Raw genomic sequence first — 23,282 nt, forward strand, 5'->3', positions numbered from 1 at the left:
GTCGTGCGTCGCCCCGCTGAAGGCAACGACCGCAAAGACAGCAACACTGACCGAGAAGAACAGCGGAAGGTGAAGCGACAGGGCCGCGACGCCGAACAGAACGCCGCTCAGCAACTGGCTCCCCACGACCCAGAACTTCTTCGTCCGGTAAAGCTCCAAAAAAGGGCTCCACAGAAACTTGATCGTCCATGGCCACATGATCAGAGAGGTCCAGAACGCGATCTGAGCATCCGAGATCCCCAGGTCCTTGTACAGAACCGCAGAAACCATGTTCAGAACCACAAACGGAAGCCCCATCGCAAAGTAGAGCGATGGAACCCACCGAAGGGGTGAACGCGAAGAAAGATTCATTTCTGTAGGATCAACGTATTACTCCACAATTATCTCATCGGTGAAAATCCATCCGCCAGGATGTCCGTTATGAAAGGCTTTCAGCCGAATATAACGTCCTTGGGATTCACCCGTCCAGCCAAACGTCCGGTAACAGTCCTGTCTGAAATCGAACGGCACGTCGTTCTCAACGGTCGCAAGCATCGTATACGCCTTATTATCGTTCGAAACAGAAATTTCAACCGCCCGAGGCATCCAAATATCAGCATAGAATCCCTGCATAAAGTCTGCGGCAATATGTTTCACTGAACAGCATTCCCCCAAATCAACCACCAGATCAATGTCTGTATCGAGCCAGCCTTGCCAGCGGCCGTCGCCGTAATTCCAGTCTCCGCGCAGCCCGTCGGTCAGCGAGCCATCGCCCACAGCCGCGTATTTCGGGCTGTAAGGCGTATGGTAAACAACCGGTTTGCCTGTCGAGAGGCACAGAACAGGTTCGATTGATTCGGGACGGTCCCCTACGGCATTCTTCTGATCGAAAGGATGATATCCCCTCTCTTGCATCCACGCCACGGCATCGAGTACGCGGGCATGAAAATCATCGTAATCCTTGCGTTCCGGAAGGCTCCACCCCACTTCGGCAATAGCCATCAAGCGCGGCCATATCATATGCTCGGCATGTTCCCCGGTCGGCACATGCTCGCACCACAAATTACCCTGCACACCAAGGATCATCGGCACTACATCGACGCCGAGCGAATCGGGAGCCGGATCCAGGGAATAAGCCTTTTCAAGCGTGACGAAAGCCGCAGCAGCAGCCGGTTCACGCGTAGGATCATCTTGGCAATAATCAAGGTAACAATAACTATTGGGAGTCATCACGGCCTGATGTCCCGCACGGGCGGCTGCAATACCGCCCTCGGAACCTCGCCACGACATCACCGTAGCGTCCGGAGCCAATCCGCCTTGCAGAATCTCGTCCCAGCCCAGCAAACGGCGTCCCTTACCGTTAAGAAACACCTCAACACGATGCACCAGATAGCTCTGCAATCCGTCAACATCTTCCAGTCCTTCCTGCCTCATCCGAGTCCGACAGCGCGGACATGTCGCCCAACTCGCCTTGTCCGCTTCATCACCTCCAATATGGATATATTCCGAGGGAAAAAGTTCAATGACTTCCGAAAGCACATTCTTCAGAAATTCGAAGGTTTCTTCATTGCCAATACACAAGTCCTTATTGACATAAGGCTTGCCGCTGCAGGCAAGTTGCGGATAGGTTGCCAGCACCTCCTCGCTATGCCCGGGCATCTCAATCTCGGGAATCACGGTGATATGCAGGGCGCGAGCGTATTCAACCACCTCGCGGATCTCCTCCTGCATATAATAACCGCCTTCGGCCGCAGGATCATCCCGATGACAGTAACGCCGGTCGCCGTAATACCACTCCGTATAACAGGAATAGGGCCTCCAAGCCGCAAAATCCGTCAACTCGGGATATTTCTTGATCTCGATACGCCAGCCAGCACCGTCGGTCAGATGCCAATGAAACCGGTTGAGCTTGTAGCGGGCCAGCAGATCGAGTTGCCGTTTGACAAACTCCTTATCCCGGAAATGACGCGATACGTCGAGCATGAAGCCCCGGTAAGCGAAACGCGGAGCGTCTTCGATCGTAACGGCGGGAATACGTTGCCCCGTATGCTCTGCCAACTGCGCCAGCGACTGCAAACCGTAAAACAAACCGGCTGCATCAGGAGCCGTAATCGTCATGCTGTCGCGGACGACATCAAGCCGATAACTCTCGGGGGCACCTTTATCTGCAATCCGCAACCGCAGAGCCGGAATATCGCCTTCGAGGGCTTCGACAAAAGGAACGGGGAAAAACCGGCCTGCAACCGAACGCTCCATCCACGCTGCAAGATCGGCTTTTTCCTGCCCCTCAAGATCAGTGACATAAGTCAACGTCCGAGGCATACGGAATGTCCCTTCACCCCAATTCACATGCTGCGGAACGGGAATGATTCCCGTAGAAAAGGTCTCCGACGGCCGGCTGCATGCCCCGGCAAACAACACTGCGGCAAGAAACAGATATCGTAATTTCATAGTTTATTTTTTAATTAAAAAGCGGACGGCTTGCAGGCCGCCCGCTTCGATACATAGCACTGCATTTTTCCGTACAACGAGGTCCGTTGCTTAAAATAGGGATTCAAAAAACAGGACCATTTCGAAAAAATGTATGTCGCTTACCAATTGGTGTCAATAAAATCCGGATTTCTTCCTTCCCCGTAGGCATCATATCCGTGGCCCGTCTGATCGACAATCCGATTATAGAAAATGCGATTAAGAATCGGGTCTCTACGAGGCTCTTCAAGCACTTCGCATTCGTTCATCTTCCAATAGGCCAGCAAGCCGGGCGACTGCGGATCGACAACCACCAAATCCTTGTTGTTGGCGATTTCATTCGACGAGAGCGCCCGCGACCAGACACGTGCCTCGGCCAAATAACCGTTAAGCGGACGGTTACCCTGATAAACCGAAGCTGCACCCAAACCAAATCCGATATGGCTGCCGCCATCCAACTTATGATAACCTGCAATATCAACCGTCTCTCCCTGGTGCTTTTGCTCGGCAACAAGTTTTCCGTCGATGTAAACACGCAACACAGAGCGCGACCATACGGCAGCCACATGGTACCATTGGTTCAAAGCACAAGGCGAACTGATAGCTGCCGGCTGATAATCGCCTTTGCAGACCTGGAGCACGTCATAGCCGATCTTCACATCGCCGAAACGCATACAAACTTCACCCTCAAAGCCCATAATCGACGATATGTAAGGATCGCTCTCCTTAAATGCATTAACCATAACACGGCATTCAAGCGTCACCTCCTGCATCGTTTCGAGATTCAATCCTTCAAATGAGGGATGCTCGGGGAAAGTCGGAACAAAGCACTTGTTGCCTGACCCAATATAGACCGCTTTACTCCTAACCGGTGCCCGGAATACAAGAAAAAGCTTACTCGACGATTCCAAGATCGACATGCCTCCGTCCGTAGAGGCGATCTTGACCGGCAGACAATAGAATGTTCCCGGTTTCAGTTCCTCGTTCACGACAACTTCGACACTTTCCGAAACATTTTTACCGGCAGCAATCACCACTTCTTTTTTCGCAAACGTAAAGTCTTCGAGTGCAACGGCAGTCCGTCCGTATCTGTCATTATAATCCGCAACCAGTTCCGGACATGCTTCAAACGACACATGCGTATCACGGTCGACAATCTGTGCCGCCGAAACTGTAAATTCGGCTTTTTCTCCAGCTTGGGAGATCGTAATGGTTTTAACCTCTTGCCGCTGTGCCTCGGTGATATAAATCGACGGTATGTATTCGGAAGCCTCCTGACACCCTGCAAGAGCAGCCATACCTGCGACAAAAACAATAAAATATTTCAGGTTCATAGTTTTTCCGTATTTAACAATTAATTCGAAGCAATGGCATTGAATTCATTGCATCCTACATAACCATTGAGCGCACTCTCTTTATCGCAACGATAGGTCATTCGGACAAAACGGCAAGAAACAGGCTTATAGAATTTCACATACTGCCAATCATCACCGCTCAAAGCCAAAGAGACGAAAGAATCCCCCGATTGCGAAACCCAATGCTGACCGTCTTCGCTCGTCTTCACGTCATAAAGCCGTAATACCTTATAATAGCCTAAACCATACATGGGACGGATGCGGAAACCTGCAAGCGTATGAACATTCACCATATCGACAGTCGCCGTCACGGAGCCGTTTGTAATATACCAGCCTGATTGATTCATCGCTATTGCTCCGTCGAACATTTGCGAAGAGACGAGCCCTTCTGCACCCGGAGCATCATAAGTCCATCCGCTCATATCCGCAATCACCGTACCGGGAACCCGCGTAGCATTTTCCTCAATATTCCCTTCCATCTTTTTGAATACCACGAATTTAACAATATCCTTATCTCCAATGGTATTGAAATCCGCATTCCCGCCAAGATCGACTTTCAAAACCACCATCGATCCGTCCGACGTCAGTTTTTCATAATCAACAGCCTTAATCTCAACAGGGGTGGTCGCCTGACTATTTTTCGGAAGCAACAACTCGTCTGGAAGCGTTACATCATTCGCAGACATCGGGGTGTATTTCGTGCCGTGCTGTTTGTTATAACTATCAACCAAGGCAGGATCAGCCACAATGGAAAATTTGCTATCGACAGGCACTCCGATGGAGGCCTGCAATTGCAACGTATAACCTTTCTTCTCAATGACCATACCGTCTTCTCCTTGCATCACAGAGATTTCAGTCACCTGCTCCATTCCAGGAAGCGACAGAACACAAACCTGCTGCTTCGTCTTCAACTTAAGGTAACAAACCTCTTTGTCGGTATTGGCAGAAAAACCTGAATGCTTTGAGAAATCAACACGCACTGGAACCAAATATTCCTCATCACCCAATGTCGTAACATCTGTAATGCCGACGATAACCGGAGTTTCCGAATCCTGTGACCCGGCCACGAAATGAAGCGGTCCGGAAAAAGAGATAAGTGCGGGATCCAGCGTTTTATATTCCGTATAATAATAATTGTTATAAGCCGTCACCAGACTGTTGTCCACAACCAGCGGAATCTCGGCATCGGCTGTCGGGACACCCGTCAACGAGCCCGTCAACGAGAACCGGATGCCGTCACTCATGCCCGAAGGAAAGACCGGAATCTCGAAAGCGTACTCGCCTGCCTCGTTCAACGTAACCAAATTTTTCGAATAGTCCCCATGCGGGGCCGGATTTGCATACTGAATCGCCTGACGCATATATTTATAAGGCATATCCGAATGGCCATATTCATACTCCATGTGATAAGCGCCAAAGCCGCACGAAGTGCCATTTACCGCAAAATCGGCCATACCCTGCAACGACATCATCTGTTCACCAGATAAGGTCGTATGAGGTCTACCGCCACTTTTCCAATAAGACTCGAAATTTTCAGTAAAAATAAGCTGATCGGCTTTCCAGCCCACCCGTTCTGCACTTGCCGTACGGCTTGTCAATGATGTATAGCCCATGGTCGCAGACGAGCATCCATAAGCCTGCGAAACGCCATAATTACAAAGTTCGGCAATACCCTGATCAAGAGCATCAATGTTACCGTCGATCAGGAACAGACGTCCTGTCCCCGATTTAGGACCGATATATTGGCTCAACTCTTCGCAGAACTTCTTAAACAGTCCGGGCGTGGTATTCAGCGGTCCCAAATGGTCTGCAGCGGTTTCGAAGTCAATATCAATACCGTCATATTGATATTTATCAATTGAATCCTTGCCCCATGCCCTGGCATAGTCTTTAAGGGACTCATCGGTGATCTGACCGTCAACCTTGAACTCTTCGGGAACATCTTTTGCTGAAATGCAGAAAACAACCTTCGTCCCCAATACCTGCTGCACGAAAGCTTTGTCTTCGATCTGCTCCCGGCTCAAACTGTGCCACTGACTCCACATGGAGATAATATCCATCGAGTCGGGTGCACTGCGCAAACGGCTCTGTTCTGAAGCGCCAATAGCTGTCCAAGAACCAAACCAGCCGAAAGCGAGTTTGTGATCCGTTTTCTTGTAAGCACGCAAACGGGCATAATAAACATCGTCACGTACGATGGGCGACTGTAATTCCGGACGTTGGATTTGAACCGGCTCAGGAGTGGTCTGCTTCTCACAGGAAATGAACGCAATTCCACAAACGAGCGGCAACAGAAAATGTTTTATACTATTTTTCATAATGAAATTCATTTGTGATTTCTATTCGACTTTTATCGGGCATCCCACCAAAGTCGGGTACCTCCACTGTCGGGTCCTCCCAACAAGCGCGTCGCAGCATTCACGGCTCCGGCGTTGTTCGCATACTCGCTCTTGGGGAAAATCACCCGTCGAATCTGCTTATTTTTGTCAATCGACGGATCGTTGCTATTTTCGTTAATCGGGAAAAGTTTCGGGAAACCCGTGCGACGGAACTCGGCCCATGCCTCCATCCCATTAGGGTAGAGGGCGATCCACTTTTGAGTAATGATTCGCTCCAACTCATTTCCATCTTCGGCCCACTTCACAGAAACGGTTCCTAATGCATTCTTTGAATACTTGGTCGGATTTTCCGACATATCTATGAATCGGGCAGGGGTCTTCATACTCTGCGCATAATCGGCAGCATCAGATGCGGACAATCCGTTCTCGAGAAACGACAGACGAATGCCCTCTTCATAATCGGATTTGGCCCCGCTCTTATCGCCTTTCAGCAGTTTGAATTCCGCTTTCAGGAAAGCCACCTCCGAAGCAAGCAGCCAACGCATCGGAGTCTCACCGAAAATGTTTGGAGCGGACATCTTGGTATAAAATTTCTGTTCGGTCGACCCCAAACCGTTAACCACACCATGAAAACCTCCTCCGGTAATGGTCGCAGGTTGGAACATCTTCTCGCGGCGCGGATCTTCATAACCATTCAGATACGAATCCATCGAAGCTCCCATACGGGCATCGTTGTAGGAGTTCCAAATCATTTCCAACGGATTGGTGACCGTAATCTGGCGATAAGTCTGCAACAAGGCATTCTCATCCGTCGAGGTGATGACCCCGCCCTCAATGGCTTCCTGCGCATATTGAAGGGCCAGGTCCGGCTCGACATAGCGGATACGCATCGCCAGACGCAGTTTGAGCGAACGGGCAAATTTCAGCCATTTGGCAAAATCCCCGCCATAAACGGCATCAACCTTCACCAACGCTTTGCTGTCGGGCGTTGTAGCAAGAAAATCTTCCAAAACGGAAATCGAATTATTGAGCGTCTGGAAAAAATGGTCGTAAAGTACATCTTGAGCATCATAAGGCGAGCGAGCCTCCCCGAAATGGAGTACAGGCAGGGGACCATACATATCGCTGGCCCGGTGAAGAGTCACAACCTTCAGAATATCTCCGACAGCCATCACCTCGCCGGCAACCAATCCCTGATCGTAGGCCGCTTTGAGTTGAAGCCATGCAGGCATCACTTGCGTAAATGCAACCGAAAAGACAGTACTGCGCCAATTATTCGTCAAATTATAAACGAGTGGATTGATACCACCCTCCCAATGATTGGCACATGCCATGTAACCGGCATAATGGTCTGCCAACAAGTTCCAACCTGTCTGATAATTATTCACAGGAACCGTCGTTTCACCCGTAGTGGGATACATTGCATCCAGCTCCATGGAGGTGATCAATGTAGTCGGGTCGATTTGCTGTGCGGAATTCGGGTCGGTATTGAAATGCTCGAAATCGCCCGTACAAGATACCATTGTCAACAGCGAAGCCGTAACGAAAGCCAAACCAATTTTGGTTCTATATAAAGTATTTTTCATGATGATTCTATCGTTTTAGAATTGAAGTCTCACGCTGAAACCGATTGTACGGACACTTGGCTGCATGAAAAAGTCGATTCCCTGATAATAAGTGCTTGTCGAAGCGGTCTGTTCGGGATCGAACGGAGCTTTGTTATAAAGCATCCAAAGGTTGCGGCCCACAAGCGACACCGTCGCCTGCATCTTGTTACGGAACCATTTCGAGGGCAGGTCATAACCCAATGAAAGCTCCCGCAGACGCACATTATCCATATCGTAGACATAGCGAGCCAGCATGCCCATACCGTCGCCTGTATTATTAAAGAACTCCTGAGCTCCGGAACCAGGAAGCATCTGATGTTCCGAAAGCTGAATCCCGTTTTCACGAGCATCAACCGAAGCTTCCGAAACCCCGAAGCGGTCCATCAAAGCTTGTGTCACCGACACACCGCGACCGCCGATGCGCGCATCGAACAATGCACCGAGTGAAATACCTTTCCAGGAGAACTGGTTATTCCATCCCAAACGGGCACGCGCATCCGTATTTCCTGCATAAATCCAGGTGTCGGGATCGGTCGTCACCGTATTCGAGTTCGGATCGACATAAATGTTGCCTTTGTCATCGGTTTTAAGACCTGTCACATAGAAATCTCCGATAGAGCCGCCCTTTTTCAACTTAACCCGATAACCTCCGAAATCCATATTCACTTCCGGAAGATTCACTTCAGCTCCCGTTACGGGATCAATCGTTCCTTCGGGAACCAGTTCGCGAATCGTATTGCGGTTCATCGAAAAAGTGAAACTCGTCGACCATGAGAAATTCTTCCACGTGTTCTTATAGCCGGCAACAGCCTCAATACCCCAGTTATTGACTTTACCGGCATTCAAATAGGCCTTCTTGTAACCGGTCGAGGGAGGGGCGTCATAGCAGAACAACTGGTTATAAGTCGCCGTATTATAGTAAGTAAAATCAGCCCAGATCTTGTTGTCGAGAAACTTTGCATTCATACCTACTTCGAAAGATTTGGTACGCTCCGGACGCAAATGCGTAGCAGGAGCGATCGTTTCGGTTGTCACAACGCCTCCCTTGATCGAATAATTCCGTCCCGTAATGTAACGCTGCGGCGGGTTGCCGACCTCGGCGTACGAGGTCCGAATTTTAAGGAACGAAATGCCTGTTTTCGAAAGATCTGCCATCGACGAGATCACGGCAGAAAGGCCTACTGAAGGATAAAAGATATTCAATTCATCCGTAAAAGCCAACTGCGAAGCCCATTCGTTACGAGCCGTCACATCCAGATAAAGCATCCCTTTCCAACCCAGTTGTAACGTGGCATAAACGGCCTGATTCTGATCATGGTAATTCTCTTGACCGGGTAGTGTGTTCAGGTCGCTCGATACGATATTGTTATAAGTGAATTTATTCGGAATACCGGCCAAATGTCCCTCATAACCGACCAGTGAATGTTTGTCATCCGTAAGACTGGCTCCCAAGTTAAATTGCAGGGAAAGCGCTCTGTCGAAAAAACTCTTGTCGATGGACAAAAGGGCATCAGCATAGAGGTTATTATGACTCATTGTATGGTTCAAGTAGTTACCATATTCCGATGCAAAAAGAGTATTCGAAGAGGCATAGATTTTACGCGTATAATTCATCCGCGTGTTGTCCGTACGCACCCGACCGGACAGAGTCAACCAATCGGTAACATTCCATTTGAGCGTAGCATTGAATGTATAACGCTGCATATTATTCTCGAACAGCTCTCGATTGGTAACCCAATAAGGATTTTCCACGCCATTAATGAATTCCAAACCCCAAAATTGTTCGCTGTAACCCAAACCAGCATTATAACGCTCGTAAAGTTGATACTTACGGATATCATCTCCTCGCGGAAACAGATAGACGCCGATCAGCGGATTGTGATAGATACCCTGCACCAATGCATTCCGCGAATACTGCTTCATATAAGTAGCACCCAAATCGAGCGTCAGCTTTTCAGGCAGAAGCACGGCGGAATTCCGCAAGGAAAAATTATAACGGTTGTAGACATTGTTGGGAATAATGCCCCGCGTGTTTACAGAAGCGGCCGAAAAATAAGTCTGATTACGCTCGGTACCAGCGGTGATGCCAATCGAGTTCGTTTCATCAAACCCGGTCTGGAAAAAATCTTCGGGGTCATAACGATGGGGGGGGGAAACCAACTTCTCACCCCAACTCATTGAAGGTGCGTCTGAACTCGTACCATAGGTATTCTGAAACTCAGGCATTACGAGAGGCGATGAAAAGGTTGTATTGTTGGCATAGTTAACACGCACACGTCCTTCTTGTCCCTTTTTAGTAGTAATAAGGATCACACCGTTGGCTCCCTGTGAACCATAGAGAGCGGCTGCCGTAGCTCCCGTCAATACAGACATCGACTCGATGTCCTCTGGGTTGATGTTGGCGATACCTTCGTAATCGCCACCATCGGGCGTTTCATAAATGCCTTCCGTCTGTTTAGAACGCAGGCTCGGAAGCGGAATGCCGTCAACTACATAAAGTGCATTGTTATCCCCGTTGATCGACTTCACGCCACGCATAACCACACGCGTCGAACCTCCGGCTCCCGAAGCGCTGGCATTGATCTGCAAGCCTGCGATCTTTCCGGAAAGCGAATTGACGAAATTGGCATCCTTAACCGTATTGACAATAGAGCCAGAAACCTCCTGAACATTATAGGTCAATGCTTTTTCCTGTTTCTTGATACCGAGCGCCGTCACCACGACAGCATCTACACCAAGCGACTGTTCCTGCAAAACGATATCAATTCGCTCCCGGGTGCCGACAAGCAGTTCAATCGGCTCATATCCCAGATAATTAACCGTTATCATAGTATTTGCATTCACTTCTGGAATACGCAACGTATAAACTCCGTCGACACCTGAACTCGTGCCAACAGTCGTTCCTTTGACAAGTATTGCCGCACCTATCACAGCATCACCTTTATTGTCCGTTACTTTTCCCGACACGACTTTCGGACCATCCGTTTGTTGGCTCCTGACAGTAAGAATAATATTGGAACCTTGAATTTCATAAACCACATCTGTTCCCTTCACCATCTGATCAAGAGCCTCAGCAACAGGACGCTTATTAACATGCACATTGACCAAACGCCCCGTGTCCATATTTTTATCATAAATAAACAAATACTTGGTCTGATTTTCGATTTCGTCCATTACCTGCACCATCTTCACCTGTTGCAAATCAATGGTTACGAGCGCTGTCTGTGCCTGAGCAGCCGAGGCCGTAAGACAAAAGAAAGTTACGAACAGCGAGATTATCAGACGTTTTGATTGCCTGATAGTTTTTTTCTTCATATCTTTGTAAATTAAAGAGGGATAATGAGCCGGAAATATCCGGAATTAATTCAAATAACGACGTTACCCTCCAGTGCCCGAAACTGTGACAGCAGTTCGGGCATCTTTTTATAAAAAGATAACGCGCAAAATAGGATGCGGAATTACATCATAGGCAGGTGGGTTTAAGGTTCATAAAAGGTTAGCTAATAAATGGTTATTTCGTTGGTTTCGTGGTTGTACATGTAATTGAATTTGCAATTGCGCTGCAATATGCCGAGAGCATGCTCGATACCGTCGGAAATGCGAAGTTTACCCATTGCCTCCAATGTTGGTATTGGAGCAACATTGAGGTTGATACGCACGCCGTAACAATGCTCCATACGATGTATCACCTCTTTGAAATCAAGCCCACTGATAGAGATCAGCCCTTTGACCCATAGATATTCGTTAGGGTCATCTGCTCTATGAAGGGTCAATTTTCCATTTTCGAATACGGCCTTTTCATCAGGTTTGAGCACAACTTGCTGTCGAGAATCCTCCAATGATGTTAGGCGAACACTGCCACGCAGCAAAGTGGTCGAAAAACCAGAGTGCTGCACATCGGCATTCACGTTGAAGCGAGTTCCGAGCACTTCAACCCGGCACGCAAAAGTTTCTACGACAAACGGCTTGCTGGCATCGTGGCTGACATCGAAAAATGCTTCACCGGCCAACCGAACCCGGCGAGTATCCCCGGCAAAAAGAGACGGATATTCAAGTTCTGCACCCGAATTGAGCCACACTTCAGTGCCATCCTGCAATTTCAGATTGACACGTTGCCCTTCAGGGGCAGAGATACGAGTTGTAAGCGCTTCCCAGGAATGCTCGTGATAGGAAACATATCCCCAACCGATCCCCACTGCCAAAGCAAGCATTGCGGCAATTTGAGCTGCATATCCGATTATTCGCCGCAAGCCAATCGACTGACGGAAAGCAACCTGTTTCTGCGGAGCAAACAACAACAAGGCATTATACATTTGTCGTTCTCGATCAAATGTTCGGCGGTGTTCTTCGTCGGCATCAAGCCAATCCATCAAGCATTGCTGCTCATCAGGAGTAGTTTCTCCTCGAAAAAAACGATATAAGGTTTCTTTTTCCATCTTACATGCAGCCTTTTCAGGCGCTTACATAAATAAAACACTTCTGCGAGACTGTTTCCCGCAAAAAATATAATTTTTTTTTGTAAAAAACGAAAAATCAACGAATGAAACGACTTAGAACCAAGGATACAAGTATCACAGGCAGATAATCCTTCAATCTTCTACGCAATTTATCCAATGCACGGGCAAGTTCAGTTTCAACTCGTCGTTCAGAAATGGCATACTCGACAGCAATATCCCGATAAGACTTACCCTTAAGGCGTTGATCTATAAAAATATAACGGGTCAATTCCGGTAGTTCTTCCAAACTTTGCCGAACGAGAGCCTCAACCTCTCCAGCAAAAAGATGGACGGGATCACAAAGCTCCAACGACCGGATATTCTCCTGCACAATACGACTTTGAGATTCTCTGATCTCGTTATGACTCCGCAATCGAACTTGTAACGCACGCAGATGATTGAGACATTTATGTCGAATAGTCGCAAGAATATAAGCCGCAGGATTTTCGTCTTTCGATCCAACTCGATCTCTGTGTTCCCACCAATAGACGAATGAATCGGTTACAATATCTTCCGCTACACTGCGATCTTGTATATAACTTATGGCAAACCTTTCGAAACGAACTTTATAGCAATTATAAAGTTCCTCGAAGGAAACATCAGCTTTTCGCATCATATGTTACCCTATTTACTCAGATTCACGCCCAAACTTTATAAAACAAAGATAACATTTTCTGTCTTATTATAAAATATTATCTGCTTTGCACCATTTTTACCAACATATTAAATAGATGCGTTGTTTGAATTAAAAGCAAATTTACACGTATTTTATGGTACACTGACGCAATCATTTCTGTTTGTTAATCGAGGTACAACATCCACTGTCCATATTTGTCGAACAGCTCTAACATCTTCTGCCCAAAGAGTACTTCCGCTTTATCCTTATCCACTTTCTCCTTGTTATAATACAACGCTCCACTAGGCGAGGGGCCCGACCTTATATTCGCAACCATTCCTTAGCCTGTTTTGCGGGGTTGAGAATTTCGATGCTTAGGACTTTCAATTCGCGTGTCTGTTGTTCCAACATGGCAATCTGATGCGGGATCGCAATGTTGGAAAAGTGCGCATTGACGACCTTTACAATCTGGTTATAGTTATTGGCCAGTTTCTGAAATTGAAAATAAAACTCGTTGTGTCGAGCGATGAACTGCACTTTCGAAGGGGCGCGTCTGATGATGATGAACTCCTCGGCGAAGATACATTTTACAATAAATCGGCTTCCATAGCCGGATCAGTTCCGGGGTGTAATATTACAACCGTCCGGCACGAAAAAAACCGCCGAACGGACTGGAGCGGACATAAAACCCGAATGCATCACAAATAAAATCTTTCACTATCAAAAGATGAAACGCGAGATTCAAAACCCTCTTTCCTACATTCCTTTTACAAGTCATTCATGGAATCGATATGGCAGGCAGGAACGCCTCCCATCTCCTCTGCATAAAAGAAGTCGTTCACGAATGAATACAGTCGTGAATCACCAAAATCACAAATTCATGAACACAAGAATTCTTTAATTTATCGCTTATAAAAAACTCTTAATTATGCACTGCCTTATGTCGTCAGAAGAATGGCATCGGAAAATTCCCTTCACAGGTTATTTGCTGGCTATCAGCATAAGTGTTCCGGTCGTGGATTTGGAGAGCGTTCGCAGGGTAGCGTCCGGGGCGCAGAATATCGTCTTTCTCGCCGGCTGGGAATTGCTTGAATATTAGGTTGCTGCGCGACCTTGAAAACACGGTTGAATTTCTCCGCTCAATGCCGTCATATCTTGTCCGATCTTGTCGTTGGTGATTTGGGCGTAAATTTGGGTCGTGGTGATATGTTTATGTCCCAGCATCTTCGATACGGTTTCCAACGGTACGCCCTGCGTGAGCGTGACCGTCGTGGCAAATGTATGCCGGGCCACATGGATCGTCGGATTGAACGGCAACCGGCATGCCTGGTAACATGCCGTAACGACATATTCAACGTATTATAGGTGCCTTTGAGCGGGAAGGCCCTGTCTCCCGAGAGGTGCATGTCCTTATAACAGTCGTAAATCATTTCAGCAACGGGGAGAAGTTTGACACGGAACTGTGTACCCGTCTTCTGACGCTTGTCGATGATCCAACGATCCCCGTTGTCGTCTGTATGAATATCTGTATGGGTCAGTTTCGAAACGTTCGCATAGCTTAAACCTGTAAATGCGCAGAAGACGAAGACATTCGGTTGATGCGTTGGGCTTCGAGGCTTTTGCCGGCTGCTTTATTTGCCTTGGTATCCCAAAAAGAAGAACGAACGGTGAGTTTGCAGCTGAACTGCGACATCGTACCGTTGATCGTAATACGGCCATGACGGGAATCTGGCCCGATTTCTCCGACTGCCTTTTTACGTAGAAAAGGACTTTGAACGTGCTGCGTTGCATAATAACTTGAACTTGTTGGATGGGTTAAACGTTTAGTCAAGTTATTTGGCATGCGAGAATTCGGCACAACAAGCTGAAAAACAAGCGCTTTAATGCGAAATAAAGCATTTCGGGCAGGTAACGGATAAGTAATACAACTCACCGTTAAACCTGCCCGATTCTGCCTTTGAGTGTTTCGGAACCTACGGAAATCAATACATTAAATACCTGTAAACAAAACATTTACACTTTTATGCATTGTACTGCTCCTACAAAAAGCCGCACCCTTTCGGGAGCGGCTTTTTTCGATATGTACACGAAGGGCAACTGCCCGGCGACACGTCGTCGCCATAGCCCCCCCCCTTCGTCTTCGGCTACTGCGCCTGCTGGAGCGACTCCAGATCGGCCTTCGAACCGACTACGAGGTCGTCGTAGTCGCGCAGGCCCGTACCGCCGGGGATCAGGTGACCGCAGATCACGTTCTCCTTGAGGTTCTCCAGCGGATCGACCTTGGCCTGGATGGCCGCCTCGTTCAGCACCTTGGTCGTCTCCTGGAACGAAGCCGCCGAGATGAAGCTCGAAGTCTGGAGTGCGGCGCGGGTGATACCCTGCAACACCTGGGTCGAAGTCGCGGGCACGATGTCGCGCACCTGCACCGGCTGCTGGTCGCGGCGCTTGAGGCTCGAATTCTCGTCGCGCAGCTTACGCAGCGAAACGATCTGCCCGGGCTGCAACGATGTCGAATCGCCCGCGTCGGTGACGACCACCTTGTCGTACAACTCGTCGTTCACATCCATGAACTCCCACTTGTCGACAACCTGATCCTCGAAGAAACGGGTGTCTCCCGGGTCCTCGATCTTCACCTTGTTCATCATCTGGCGGACGATGACCTCGAAGTGCTTGTCGTTGATCTTCACACCCTGCATGCGGTACACCTCCTGCACCTCGTTGACGATGTACTCCTGCACCTTCGTCGGGCCGAGGATATTGAGGATGTCGCTCGGGGTGATCGCACCGTCCGACAGCGGGCTGCCGGCCTTCACGTAGTCGTTCTCCTGCACGATGATCTGACGCGACAGGGGAACCAGATAGCGTTTCACGTCGCCCTGCTTCGAGGTGATGATGATCTCGCGGTTACCGCGCTTGATCTTGCCGAACGCCACCTCGCCGTCGATCTCCGATACGATGGCGGGGTTCGACGGGTTGCGGGCCTCGAACAGCTCCGTAACACGCGGCAGACCGCCGGTGATGTCGCCGCCCGACTTGCCGACGGCGCGCGGAATCTTGATCAGGATGTCGCCGGCCTTGATGCGGGCGTTGTCCTTCACGACCACGTGGGCGCCCACGGGCAGGTTGTACTGCTTGACCTCCAGACCTTCGCGGTCGACGATCTTGATGACGGGGTTCTTGGTCTTGTCCTTCGACTCGATCACGACCTTCTCCGAAAGGCCCGTCTGCTCGTCGCGCTCGTCGCGGTAGGTGATACCCTCGATAACGCTCTCGTAGGAGGCCTTACCCTCGTACTCCGAAATGATAACGGCGTTGTAGGGGTCCCACTCGCAGATCAGGTCGCCCTTCTTGACCTCGGAGCCGTCCGCCATGAAGAGCGTCGCGCCGTAGGGCAGGTTGTGCGTATAGAGGACGATGTCGGTCTTGGGGTCGACGATGCGGAACTCCGACTGACGCGAAATCACGATGTCGATCGCCTCGCCGGCTGCATTCTTGCCCTTGACGGTGCGCAGCTCGTCGATCTCCAGACGGCCTTCGTATTTCGAAACGACGTTGGTCTCGACAGCCGTGCCGCCGGCCACACCGCCGACGTGGAACGTACGCAGGGTCAGCTGCGTACCCGGCTCGCCGATGGACTGCGCGGCGATGACGCCGACGACCTCGCCCTTCTGAACCATGCGGGCCGTGGCCAGGTTGCGGCCGTAGCACTTCGCGCAGACGCCGCGGCGCGACTCGCAGGTCAGCACCGAACGGATCTCCACCGACTCCAGCGGCGATTTCTCGATGGCTTCGGCGATCGGCTCGGTGATCTCCTCGCCGGCCTTGCAGATCACCTCGCCGGTCAGCGGGTGAATCACGTCGTTCAGGGCCACACGGCCCAGAATACGGTCGTAGAGGGTCTGCACCACGTCGTCGTTGCGCTTGATGGCCGTAGCCGTCAGGCCGCGCAGCGTGCCGCAGTCCTCCTCGTTGATGATCACGTCCTGCGCCACATCCACCAGACGGCGCGTCAGGTAACCTGCGTCGGCCGTCTTCAGGGCGGTGTCGGCAAGACCCTTACGGGCGCCGTGGGTCGAAATGAAGTACTCCAGCACCGAAAGTCCCTCCTTGAAGTTCGAGAGAATCGGGTTCTCGATGACCTGCTGGCCACCCTCGACGCCCGACTTCTGCGGCTTGGCCATCAGACCGCGCATACCGCTCAACTGACGGATCTGCTCCTTCGAACCACGGGCGCCGGAGTCGAGCATCATGTATACCGGGTTGAAACCGTCATTGTCCTTGATCAGCGTCTCGATCACGGCCTTCGTCAGCTTGGTATTGATATTCGTCCAGACGTCGATGATCTGGTTGTAACGCTCGTTGTTGGTGATAAGACCCATGTTGTAGTCCTCCATGATGGAGTCCGAACGTTCGTAGCCCTCCTGCACGAGCTTCTCCTTCTCTTCGGGGATGATCACGGCATCGAGGTTGAACGACAGACCGCCGCGGAAGGCCATCCGGTAACCCATATTCTTGATGTCGTCGAGGAACGCGGCCACCTTGTCGGCACCGGCCTTCTTCATCACCACGGCGATGATGTCGCGCAGCGAACGCTTCGTCAGAATCTCGTTGATATAGCCTACCTCCTTGGGAACCACCTGGTTGAAGAGGATGCGGCCGATGGTCGTCTCCTTCAGCACGCGCACCTCGTTACCCTGCTCGTCCAGGTCGTCGACCATACACTTCACGATGGCGTGCAGGTCGGCCCGGCCCTCGTTGTAGGCGATGATCGCCTCCTCGGCGCCGTAGAATACGCGGCCTTCGCCCTTCACGCCCTTGCGGGGCTTGGTGATGTAGTAGAGACCGAGGACCATGTCCTGCGAAGGGACCGTGATCGGCGCGCCGTTCGCGGGATTGAGGACGTTGTGCGAACCCAGCATCAGCAGCTGGGCCTCCAGGATGGCGGCGTTGCCCAGCGGCAGGTGTACGGCCATCTGGTCGCCGTCGAAGTCGGCGTTGAACGCCGTACATGCCAGCGGGTGCAGCTGCATGGCCTTGCCCTCGATCAGTTTGGGCTGGAACGCCTGGATACCGAGGCGGTGCAGCGTCGGGGCGCGGTTCATCAGCACGGGGTGTCCCTTGATGACATTCTCCAGAATGCCCCAGATCACGGGGTCCTTGCGGTCGATGATCTTCTTGGCCGACTTCACCGTCTTGACGATGCCGCGCTCGATGAGCTTGCGGATCACGAACGGCTTGTAAAGTTCGGCGGCCATGTCCTTCGGAATGCCCATCTCGTGCATCTTCAGCTCGGGACCGACGACGATGACCGAACGGGCCGAGTAGTCGACACGCTTACCCAGCAGGTTCTGGCGGAAGCGGCCCTGCTTGCCCTTGAGCGAATCCGACAGCGACTTGAGCGGACGGTTCGACTCGTTCTTCACGGCGTTGCTCTTGCGCGAGTTGTCGAACAGCGAGTCGACGGCCTCCTGCAACATGCGCTTCTCGTTGCGCAGAATCACCTCCGGGGCCTTGATCTCGATCAGACGTTTGAGGCGGTTGTTGCGGATGATGACGCGGCGGTAGAGGTCGTTCAGGTCCGACGTGGCGAAACGTCCGCCGTCCAGCGGCACCAGCGGGCGCAGCTCGGGCGGGATCACCGGAATCACGTTCAGCACCATCCACTCGGGCTTGTTCTTGCCCTCCGAGGCGCGGAACGACTCGATGACGTTCAGACACTTCAGCGCCTCCGACTTACGCTGCTGCGAGGTCTCGGTCGAGGCCTTGTGGCGCAGGGCGTAGGACATCGAGTCGAGGTCCACCTGCTTCAGCAGCGTGTAGACGGCCTCGGCGCCCATCATGGCGACGAACTTGTTGGGGTCCGAATCGTCGAGCGACTGGTTGCCCTTCGGCAGCGCGGCCACCACGTCGAGGTACTCCTTCTCCGAAAGCGTGGCCAGACGCTCGATGCCCTGCTCCGAGGCGGCGCCGGCGTTGATCACGACGTAACGTTCGTAGTAGATGATCGCCTCGAGTTTCTTCGACGGAATGCCCAGCAGGTAGCCGATCTTCGAAGGCAGCGAGCGGAAATACCAGATGTGCACCACCGGAACCACCAGCGAGATGTGTCCCATGCGCTCGCGGCGCACCTTCTTCTCGGTCACCTCCACGCCGCAGCGGTCGCAGACGATGCCTTTGTAGCGGATGCGCTTGTACTTACCGCAGTGGCACTCGTAATCCTTCACCGGGCCGAAAATCCGTTCGCAGAACAGACCGTCGCGTTCGGGCTTGTAGGTACGGTAGTTAATGGTCTCGGGCTTCAGCACCTCGCCGCTCGACTGGGCCAGAATCTCCTCGGGGGAGGCCAGGCCGATCGAAATCCGGCTGTAACCATTATTCGGTTTATTGTCTTTGGTAATTGACATATTTGTTCTCGTTTTTCTTTTCCTCTAAAATACACCTTACTCGAGTTTCACCGACAGAGCCAGACCGCGAAGCTCGTGCAGCAGCACGTTCATCGCCTCGGGAATACCCGGTTTGGGCAGATTCTCGCCCTTGACGATGGCCTCGTACGCCTTGGCGCGGCCCATCACGTCGTCGGACTTGATCGTCAGAATCTCCTGCAGGATGTTGGCGGCGCCGAAGCCTTCGAGCGCCCAGACCTCCATCTCACCGAAACGCTGACCGCCGAACTGCGCCTTACCGCCGAGCGGCTGCTGCGTGATGAGCGAGTAGGGACCGATCGAACGCGCGTGCATCTTGTCGTCGATCATGTGGCCCAGCTTGAGCATGTAAATCACGCCCACCGTAGCCGGCTGGTCGAACATCTCGCCCGTTCCGCCGTCGTAGAGGTACGTACGGCCGCTGTGCGGGATACCCGCCTGCGCGGTGTATTCGTTGATCTGGTCGAGCGAAGCGCCGTCGAAAATCGGCGTGGCGAACTTCAAGCCCAGCTCGCGGCCGGCCCATCCGAGCACGGTCTCGTAAATCTGGCCGAGGTTCATTCGCGAAGGCACGCCCAGCGGGTTCAGGCAGATGTCGACGATCGTTCCGTCCTCGAGGAACGGCATGTCCTCGTCGCGCACGATACGGGCCACGATACCCTTGTTACCGTGGCGTCCGGCCATCTTGTCGCCCACCTTCAGCTTACGCTTCTTGGCGATGTAGACCTTGGCCATCTGGATGACGCCCGTCTGCGGAAGCTCGTCGCCGTTGGTGATGTTGTACTTCTCGCGCTTGATGGCGGCGTCGGCCTTCTTCCACTCGATGGTGTAATTGTTGATGGTGGCCTCGATGAGCGCATCGGTGTGGGCGTCGCCCGTCCAGTTGCACGACCCGAGGTTCAGATACCCCATCACCACGCCGGTCTTCTCGTCCGTCGACTTGCGGGCGATCTCCTCCAGCATCTTCTGCGAGAATTTCGTCCCCGCGGGATAGAGTTCCACCCCGAAGTAGTCCGTAACGCCCGTGGAGGTCTTGCCCTGAAGCAGCGTCCACAGTTTGCCGACCAGACGCTTCGTAAGTTCCGCGATTTCGGCTGCGAACTTCTCGTCGAGCTTGTCCAGCTGGGCCTTCTCGGCGCTCTTGCTCTTTTTACCCTCCTTGTTGGCGCGGCTGTAAAGACGGGTGTCGATCACCACGCCGTGCAGCGACGGCTGGGCCTTCAAAGAGGCGTCCTTCACGTCGCCGGCCTTGTCGCCGAAGATCGCGCGGAGCAGCTTCTCCTCGGGCGACGGATCGCTCTCGCCCTTCGGGGTGATCTTGCCGATCAGGATGTCGCCCGGGTGGATATTGGCGCCGACACGGACGATACCGTTGGCGTCGAGGTCCTTCGTGGCGTCCTCCGAGACGTTGGGAATGTCCGACGTAAGCTCCTCGACACCGCGCTTGGTGTCGCGAACCTCCATGATATATTCGTCGACGTGCACCGAGGTGAAGATGTCCTCACGCTGGATACGCTCCGAGATCACGATGGCGTCCTCGAAGTTGTAACCCTTCCAGGGCATGAACGCCACCTTGAGGTTGCGGCCCAGGGCCAGCTCGCCGTGCTGCGTCGAGTAGCCTTCGGTCAGAATCTGCCCCTTCGTCACCTTGTCGCCCGTCAGCACGATGGGCTTCAGCGTCACCGAGGTATTCTGGTTGGTGCGACGGTAGCGCGGCAGCGTGTAGGTCGTCACCTCCGGAGCGAACGACGCGAGGATCTCGTCCTCCGTACGCTCGTATTTGATCTGAATCTTCGTCGCATCGGCGAAAACCACCTCGCCGTCGCCCTCGGCAACGATCTGGATGCGGCTGTCGGAGATCATGTCCTTCTCGATACCCGTGCCGACGATCGGGGCTTCCGAAGTCACCAGGGGCACGGCCTGGCGCATCATGTTCGAACCCATCAGCGCACGGTTGGCGTCGTCGTGCTCCAGGAACGGGATAAGGCTCGCGGCGATCGAGGCAATCTGGTTCGGAGCCACGTCCATCAGGTCCACTTCGCTGGCCGTGACCACGGGGAAATCGGCGCCTTCACGCGCCTTGATGCGATCCGGCTCCAGGAAATTGCCCTCCCCGTCGATCGGGGTGTTCGCCTGTGCGGCGACCAGGTCTTCCTCCTCCTCGGCCGAATAGTAGTGGATGTGCGAATTGTCCATATCGACCTTGCCGTTCTCCACGCGGCGGTAAGGCGTCTCGATGAAGCCCATCGGGGAGATCTTCGCATAGACGCACAGCGACGAGATCAGACCGATGTTCGGGCCTTCCGGCGACTCGATCGGGCAAAGGCGTCCGTAGTGCGTGTAGTGCACGTCCCGCACCTCGAAACCGGCGCGGTCACGCGACAGACCGCCGGGACCGAGGGCCGACAGACGGCGTTTGTGCGTGATTTCGGCCAGCGGGTTGATCTGGTCCATGAACTGCGAGAGCTGCGAGGTTCCGAAGAAGGAGTTGATCACCGACGAAAGGGTCTTGGCGTTGATCAGGTCCACCGGCGTGAACACCTCGTTGTCACGCACGTTCATGCGCTCGCGGATCGTACGCGCCATGCGCACGAAACCGACCGAGAACTGATTCGACAGCTGCTCGCCCACCGTGCGGACGCGGCGGTTCGACAGGTGGTCGATGTCATCGACGTCGGCCTTCGAGTTGATCAGCTGGATCAGGTATTTGATGATGGCGATGATGTCCTCGCGCGTCAGCGTGCGGATGGCCGGATCGGTGTCCAGATCCAGCTTCTTGTTGATGCGGTAACGGCCCACATCGCCCAGGTCATAGCGTTTGTCCGAGAAGAACAGCTTCTCGATGACGTCGCGCGCCGTAGCCTCATCGGGCGGCTCCGAAGCGCGCAGCTGCCTGTAAATATAAACCACGGCCTCCTTCTCGGAGTTGCACGGGTCTTTTTGCAGCGTATTGTAGATGATCGAGAAGTCGATGCCCGAGAGGTTCTCCTTGTGCAGCAGAATCGTCTTGGCGCCGCTTTCGAGGATTTGGTCCACATGCTCCTCCTCGAGAACCGTCTCGCGGTCCACGATCACGTTGTTTCGTTCGATGGAAACCACCTCGCCCGTGTCCTCGTCCACGAAGTCCTCGACCCACGTCGAGAGCACCCTCGCGGCCAGCTTGCGGCCCACGGCCTTCTTGAGGTTGGCCTTGTTGACCTTCACCTCGTCCGCCAGGTCGAAGATTTCCAGGATCTGCTGGTCGGCCTCGTAGCCGATGGCGCGCAGCAGCGTCGTGACGGGCAGTTTCTTCTTACGGTCGATGTACGCATACATCACGTTGTTGATGTCCGTAGCGAACTCGATCCACGAACCCTTGAAAGGAATGATTCGCGCCGAGTAGAGCTTGGTGCCGTTCGTGTGCATGCTCTGTCCGAAGAACACGCCGGGCGAACGGTGCAGCTGGGATACGATGACACGCTCCGCACCGTTGATGACGAACGTACCGCGTTCGGTCATATAGGGGATCGTACCGAAGTACACGTCCTGAACGACAACACCGAAATCTTCGTGTTCGTCGTCCGTGCAGTAGAGCTTCAGCTTGGCTTTCAGCGGAACGCTGTACGTCAAACCGCGCTCCAGGCACTCCTCGATCGAGTAACGGGGCGGGTCGATATAGTAGTCGATAAACTCCAGAACGAAATTGTTCCGGGTATCCGTGATGGGGAAATTTTCCTGGAAGACCTTGTAAAGGCCCTCGTTCTTACGGTTTTCGGCCGTGGTGTCCATCTGGAAAAAGTCCCGGAATGATTTAAGCTGTACCTCCAGCAAATCCGGGTACGGAACCCGGTTCTTTACTGTCGAAAAGCTAATTCTTTGTTGTGTTTTTGCTGCGGACATCGTAAAATCCAAATTAGTTGAAGTGTAATGGGTTACGCTCCCCAAAATGTGCGGGTCATTATCCCGGCAATGCTCCCGTATGAAGGCCTTGCAGGCCCCGGGAGCATCCTATATTCCAAA

General features: G+C 52.4%; 12 protein-coding genes and 1 pseudogene. All 13 read right to left on the bottom strand.

Annotated features, from left to right (window positions below; all coding sequences use genetic code 11):
• Window positions 1–351, bottom strand: a pseudogene (locus tag DWW03_RS12805) (MFS transporter); the annotation flags it as partial.
• An 18-nt stretch (window positions 352–369) separates the two neighbouring features.
• Window positions 370–2,430, bottom strand: coding sequence for a family 20 glycosylhydrolase (locus DWW03_RS12810; protein WP_022061060.1), 2,061 nt, complete (start codon window positions 2,428–2,430; stop codon window positions 370–372).
• Window positions 2,431–2,570: 140 nt separating this feature from the next.
• Window positions 2,571–3,782 carry a DUF1735 and LamG domain-containing protein gene (locus tag DWW03_RS12815; protein WP_022061061.1) on the bottom strand — a complete coding sequence of 404 codons (1,212 nt, stop codon included), beginning with the start codon at window positions 3,780–3,782 and terminating at the stop codon, window positions 2,571–2,573.
• Window positions 3,783–3,802: 20 nt separating this feature from the next.
• Window positions 3,803–6,121, bottom strand: a complete 2,319-nt coding sequence (locus tag DWW03_RS12820) for a glycoside hydrolase family 18 (RefSeq protein ID WP_022061062.1) — start codon at window positions 6,119–6,121, stop codon at window positions 3,803–3,805.
• 32 nt (window positions 6,122–6,153) lie between these two features.
• The gene (locus DWW03_RS12825) at window positions 6,154–7,728 is read right to left on the bottom strand and encodes a SusD/RagB family nutrient-binding outer membrane lipoprotein (RefSeq protein ID WP_015546238.1); all 1,575 of its coding nucleotides are present in this window, start codon (window positions 7,726–7,728) and stop codon (window positions 6,154–6,156) included.
• Between the two features lie 15 nt (window positions 7,729–7,743).
• Window positions 7,744–11,064 (bottom strand): SusC/RagA family TonB-linked outer membrane protein, encoded by a 3,321-nt coding sequence (locus tag DWW03_RS12830; RefSeq protein WP_118406830.1) that lies wholly within the window; start codon window positions 11,062–11,064, stop codon window positions 7,744–7,746.
• Window positions 11,065–11,249: 185 nt separating this feature from the next.
• Window positions 11,250–12,185 carry a FecR family protein gene (locus tag DWW03_RS12835; RefSeq protein WP_044054007.1) on the bottom strand — a complete coding sequence of 312 codons (936 nt, stop codon included), beginning with the start codon at window positions 12,183–12,185 and terminating at the stop codon, window positions 11,250–11,252.
• A gap of 97 nt (window positions 12,186–12,282) precedes the next feature.
• Window positions 12,283–12,861, bottom strand: a complete 579-nt coding sequence (locus tag DWW03_RS12840; RefSeq protein ID WP_015546241.1) for an RNA polymerase sigma-70 factor — start codon at window positions 12,859–12,861, stop codon at window positions 12,283–12,285.
• Window positions 12,862–13,182: 321 nt separating this feature from the next.
• Window positions 13,183–13,455 carry a hypothetical protein gene (locus tag DWW03_RS16785; protein WP_044054612.1) on the bottom strand — a complete coding sequence of 91 codons (273 nt, stop codon included), beginning with the start codon at window positions 13,453–13,455 and terminating at the stop codon, window positions 13,183–13,185.
• 501 nt (window positions 13,456–13,956) lie between these two features.
• Entirely contained in the window at window positions 13,957–14,154 is a 198-nt protein-coding gene (locus DWW03_RS16900) for a tyrosine-type recombinase/integrase (protein WP_240046636.1), read from the bottom strand.
• A 265-nt stretch (window positions 14,155–14,419) separates the two neighbouring features.
• Window positions 14,420–14,794 (bottom strand): Arm DNA-binding domain-containing protein, encoded by a 375-nt coding sequence (locus DWW03_RS16905; protein WP_229028895.1) that lies wholly within the window; start codon window positions 14,792–14,794, stop codon window positions 14,420–14,422.
• 211 nt (window positions 14,795–15,005) lie between these two features.
• The gene (gene rpoC / locus DWW03_RS12860) at window positions 15,006–19,265 is read right to left on the bottom strand and encodes a DNA-directed RNA polymerase subunit beta' (protein WP_015548059.1); all 4,260 of its coding nucleotides are present in this window, start codon (window positions 19,263–19,265) and stop codon (window positions 15,006–15,008) included.
• Window positions 19,266–19,301: 36 nt separating this feature from the next.
• Window positions 19,302–23,162, bottom strand: coding sequence for a DNA-directed RNA polymerase subunit beta (gene rpoB, locus DWW03_RS12865; RefSeq protein WP_044054613.1), 3,861 nt, complete (start codon window positions 23,160–23,162; stop codon window positions 19,302–19,304).
• Between the last annotated feature and the right edge of the window lie 120 nt (window positions 23,163–23,282).

The sequence above is a fragment of the Alistipes sp. AF14-19 genome (assembly GCF_003461645.1).
GTDB classification, from domain to species: Bacteria; Bacteroidota; Bacteroidia; order Bacteroidales; family Rikenellaceae; genus Alistipes; species Alistipes shahii.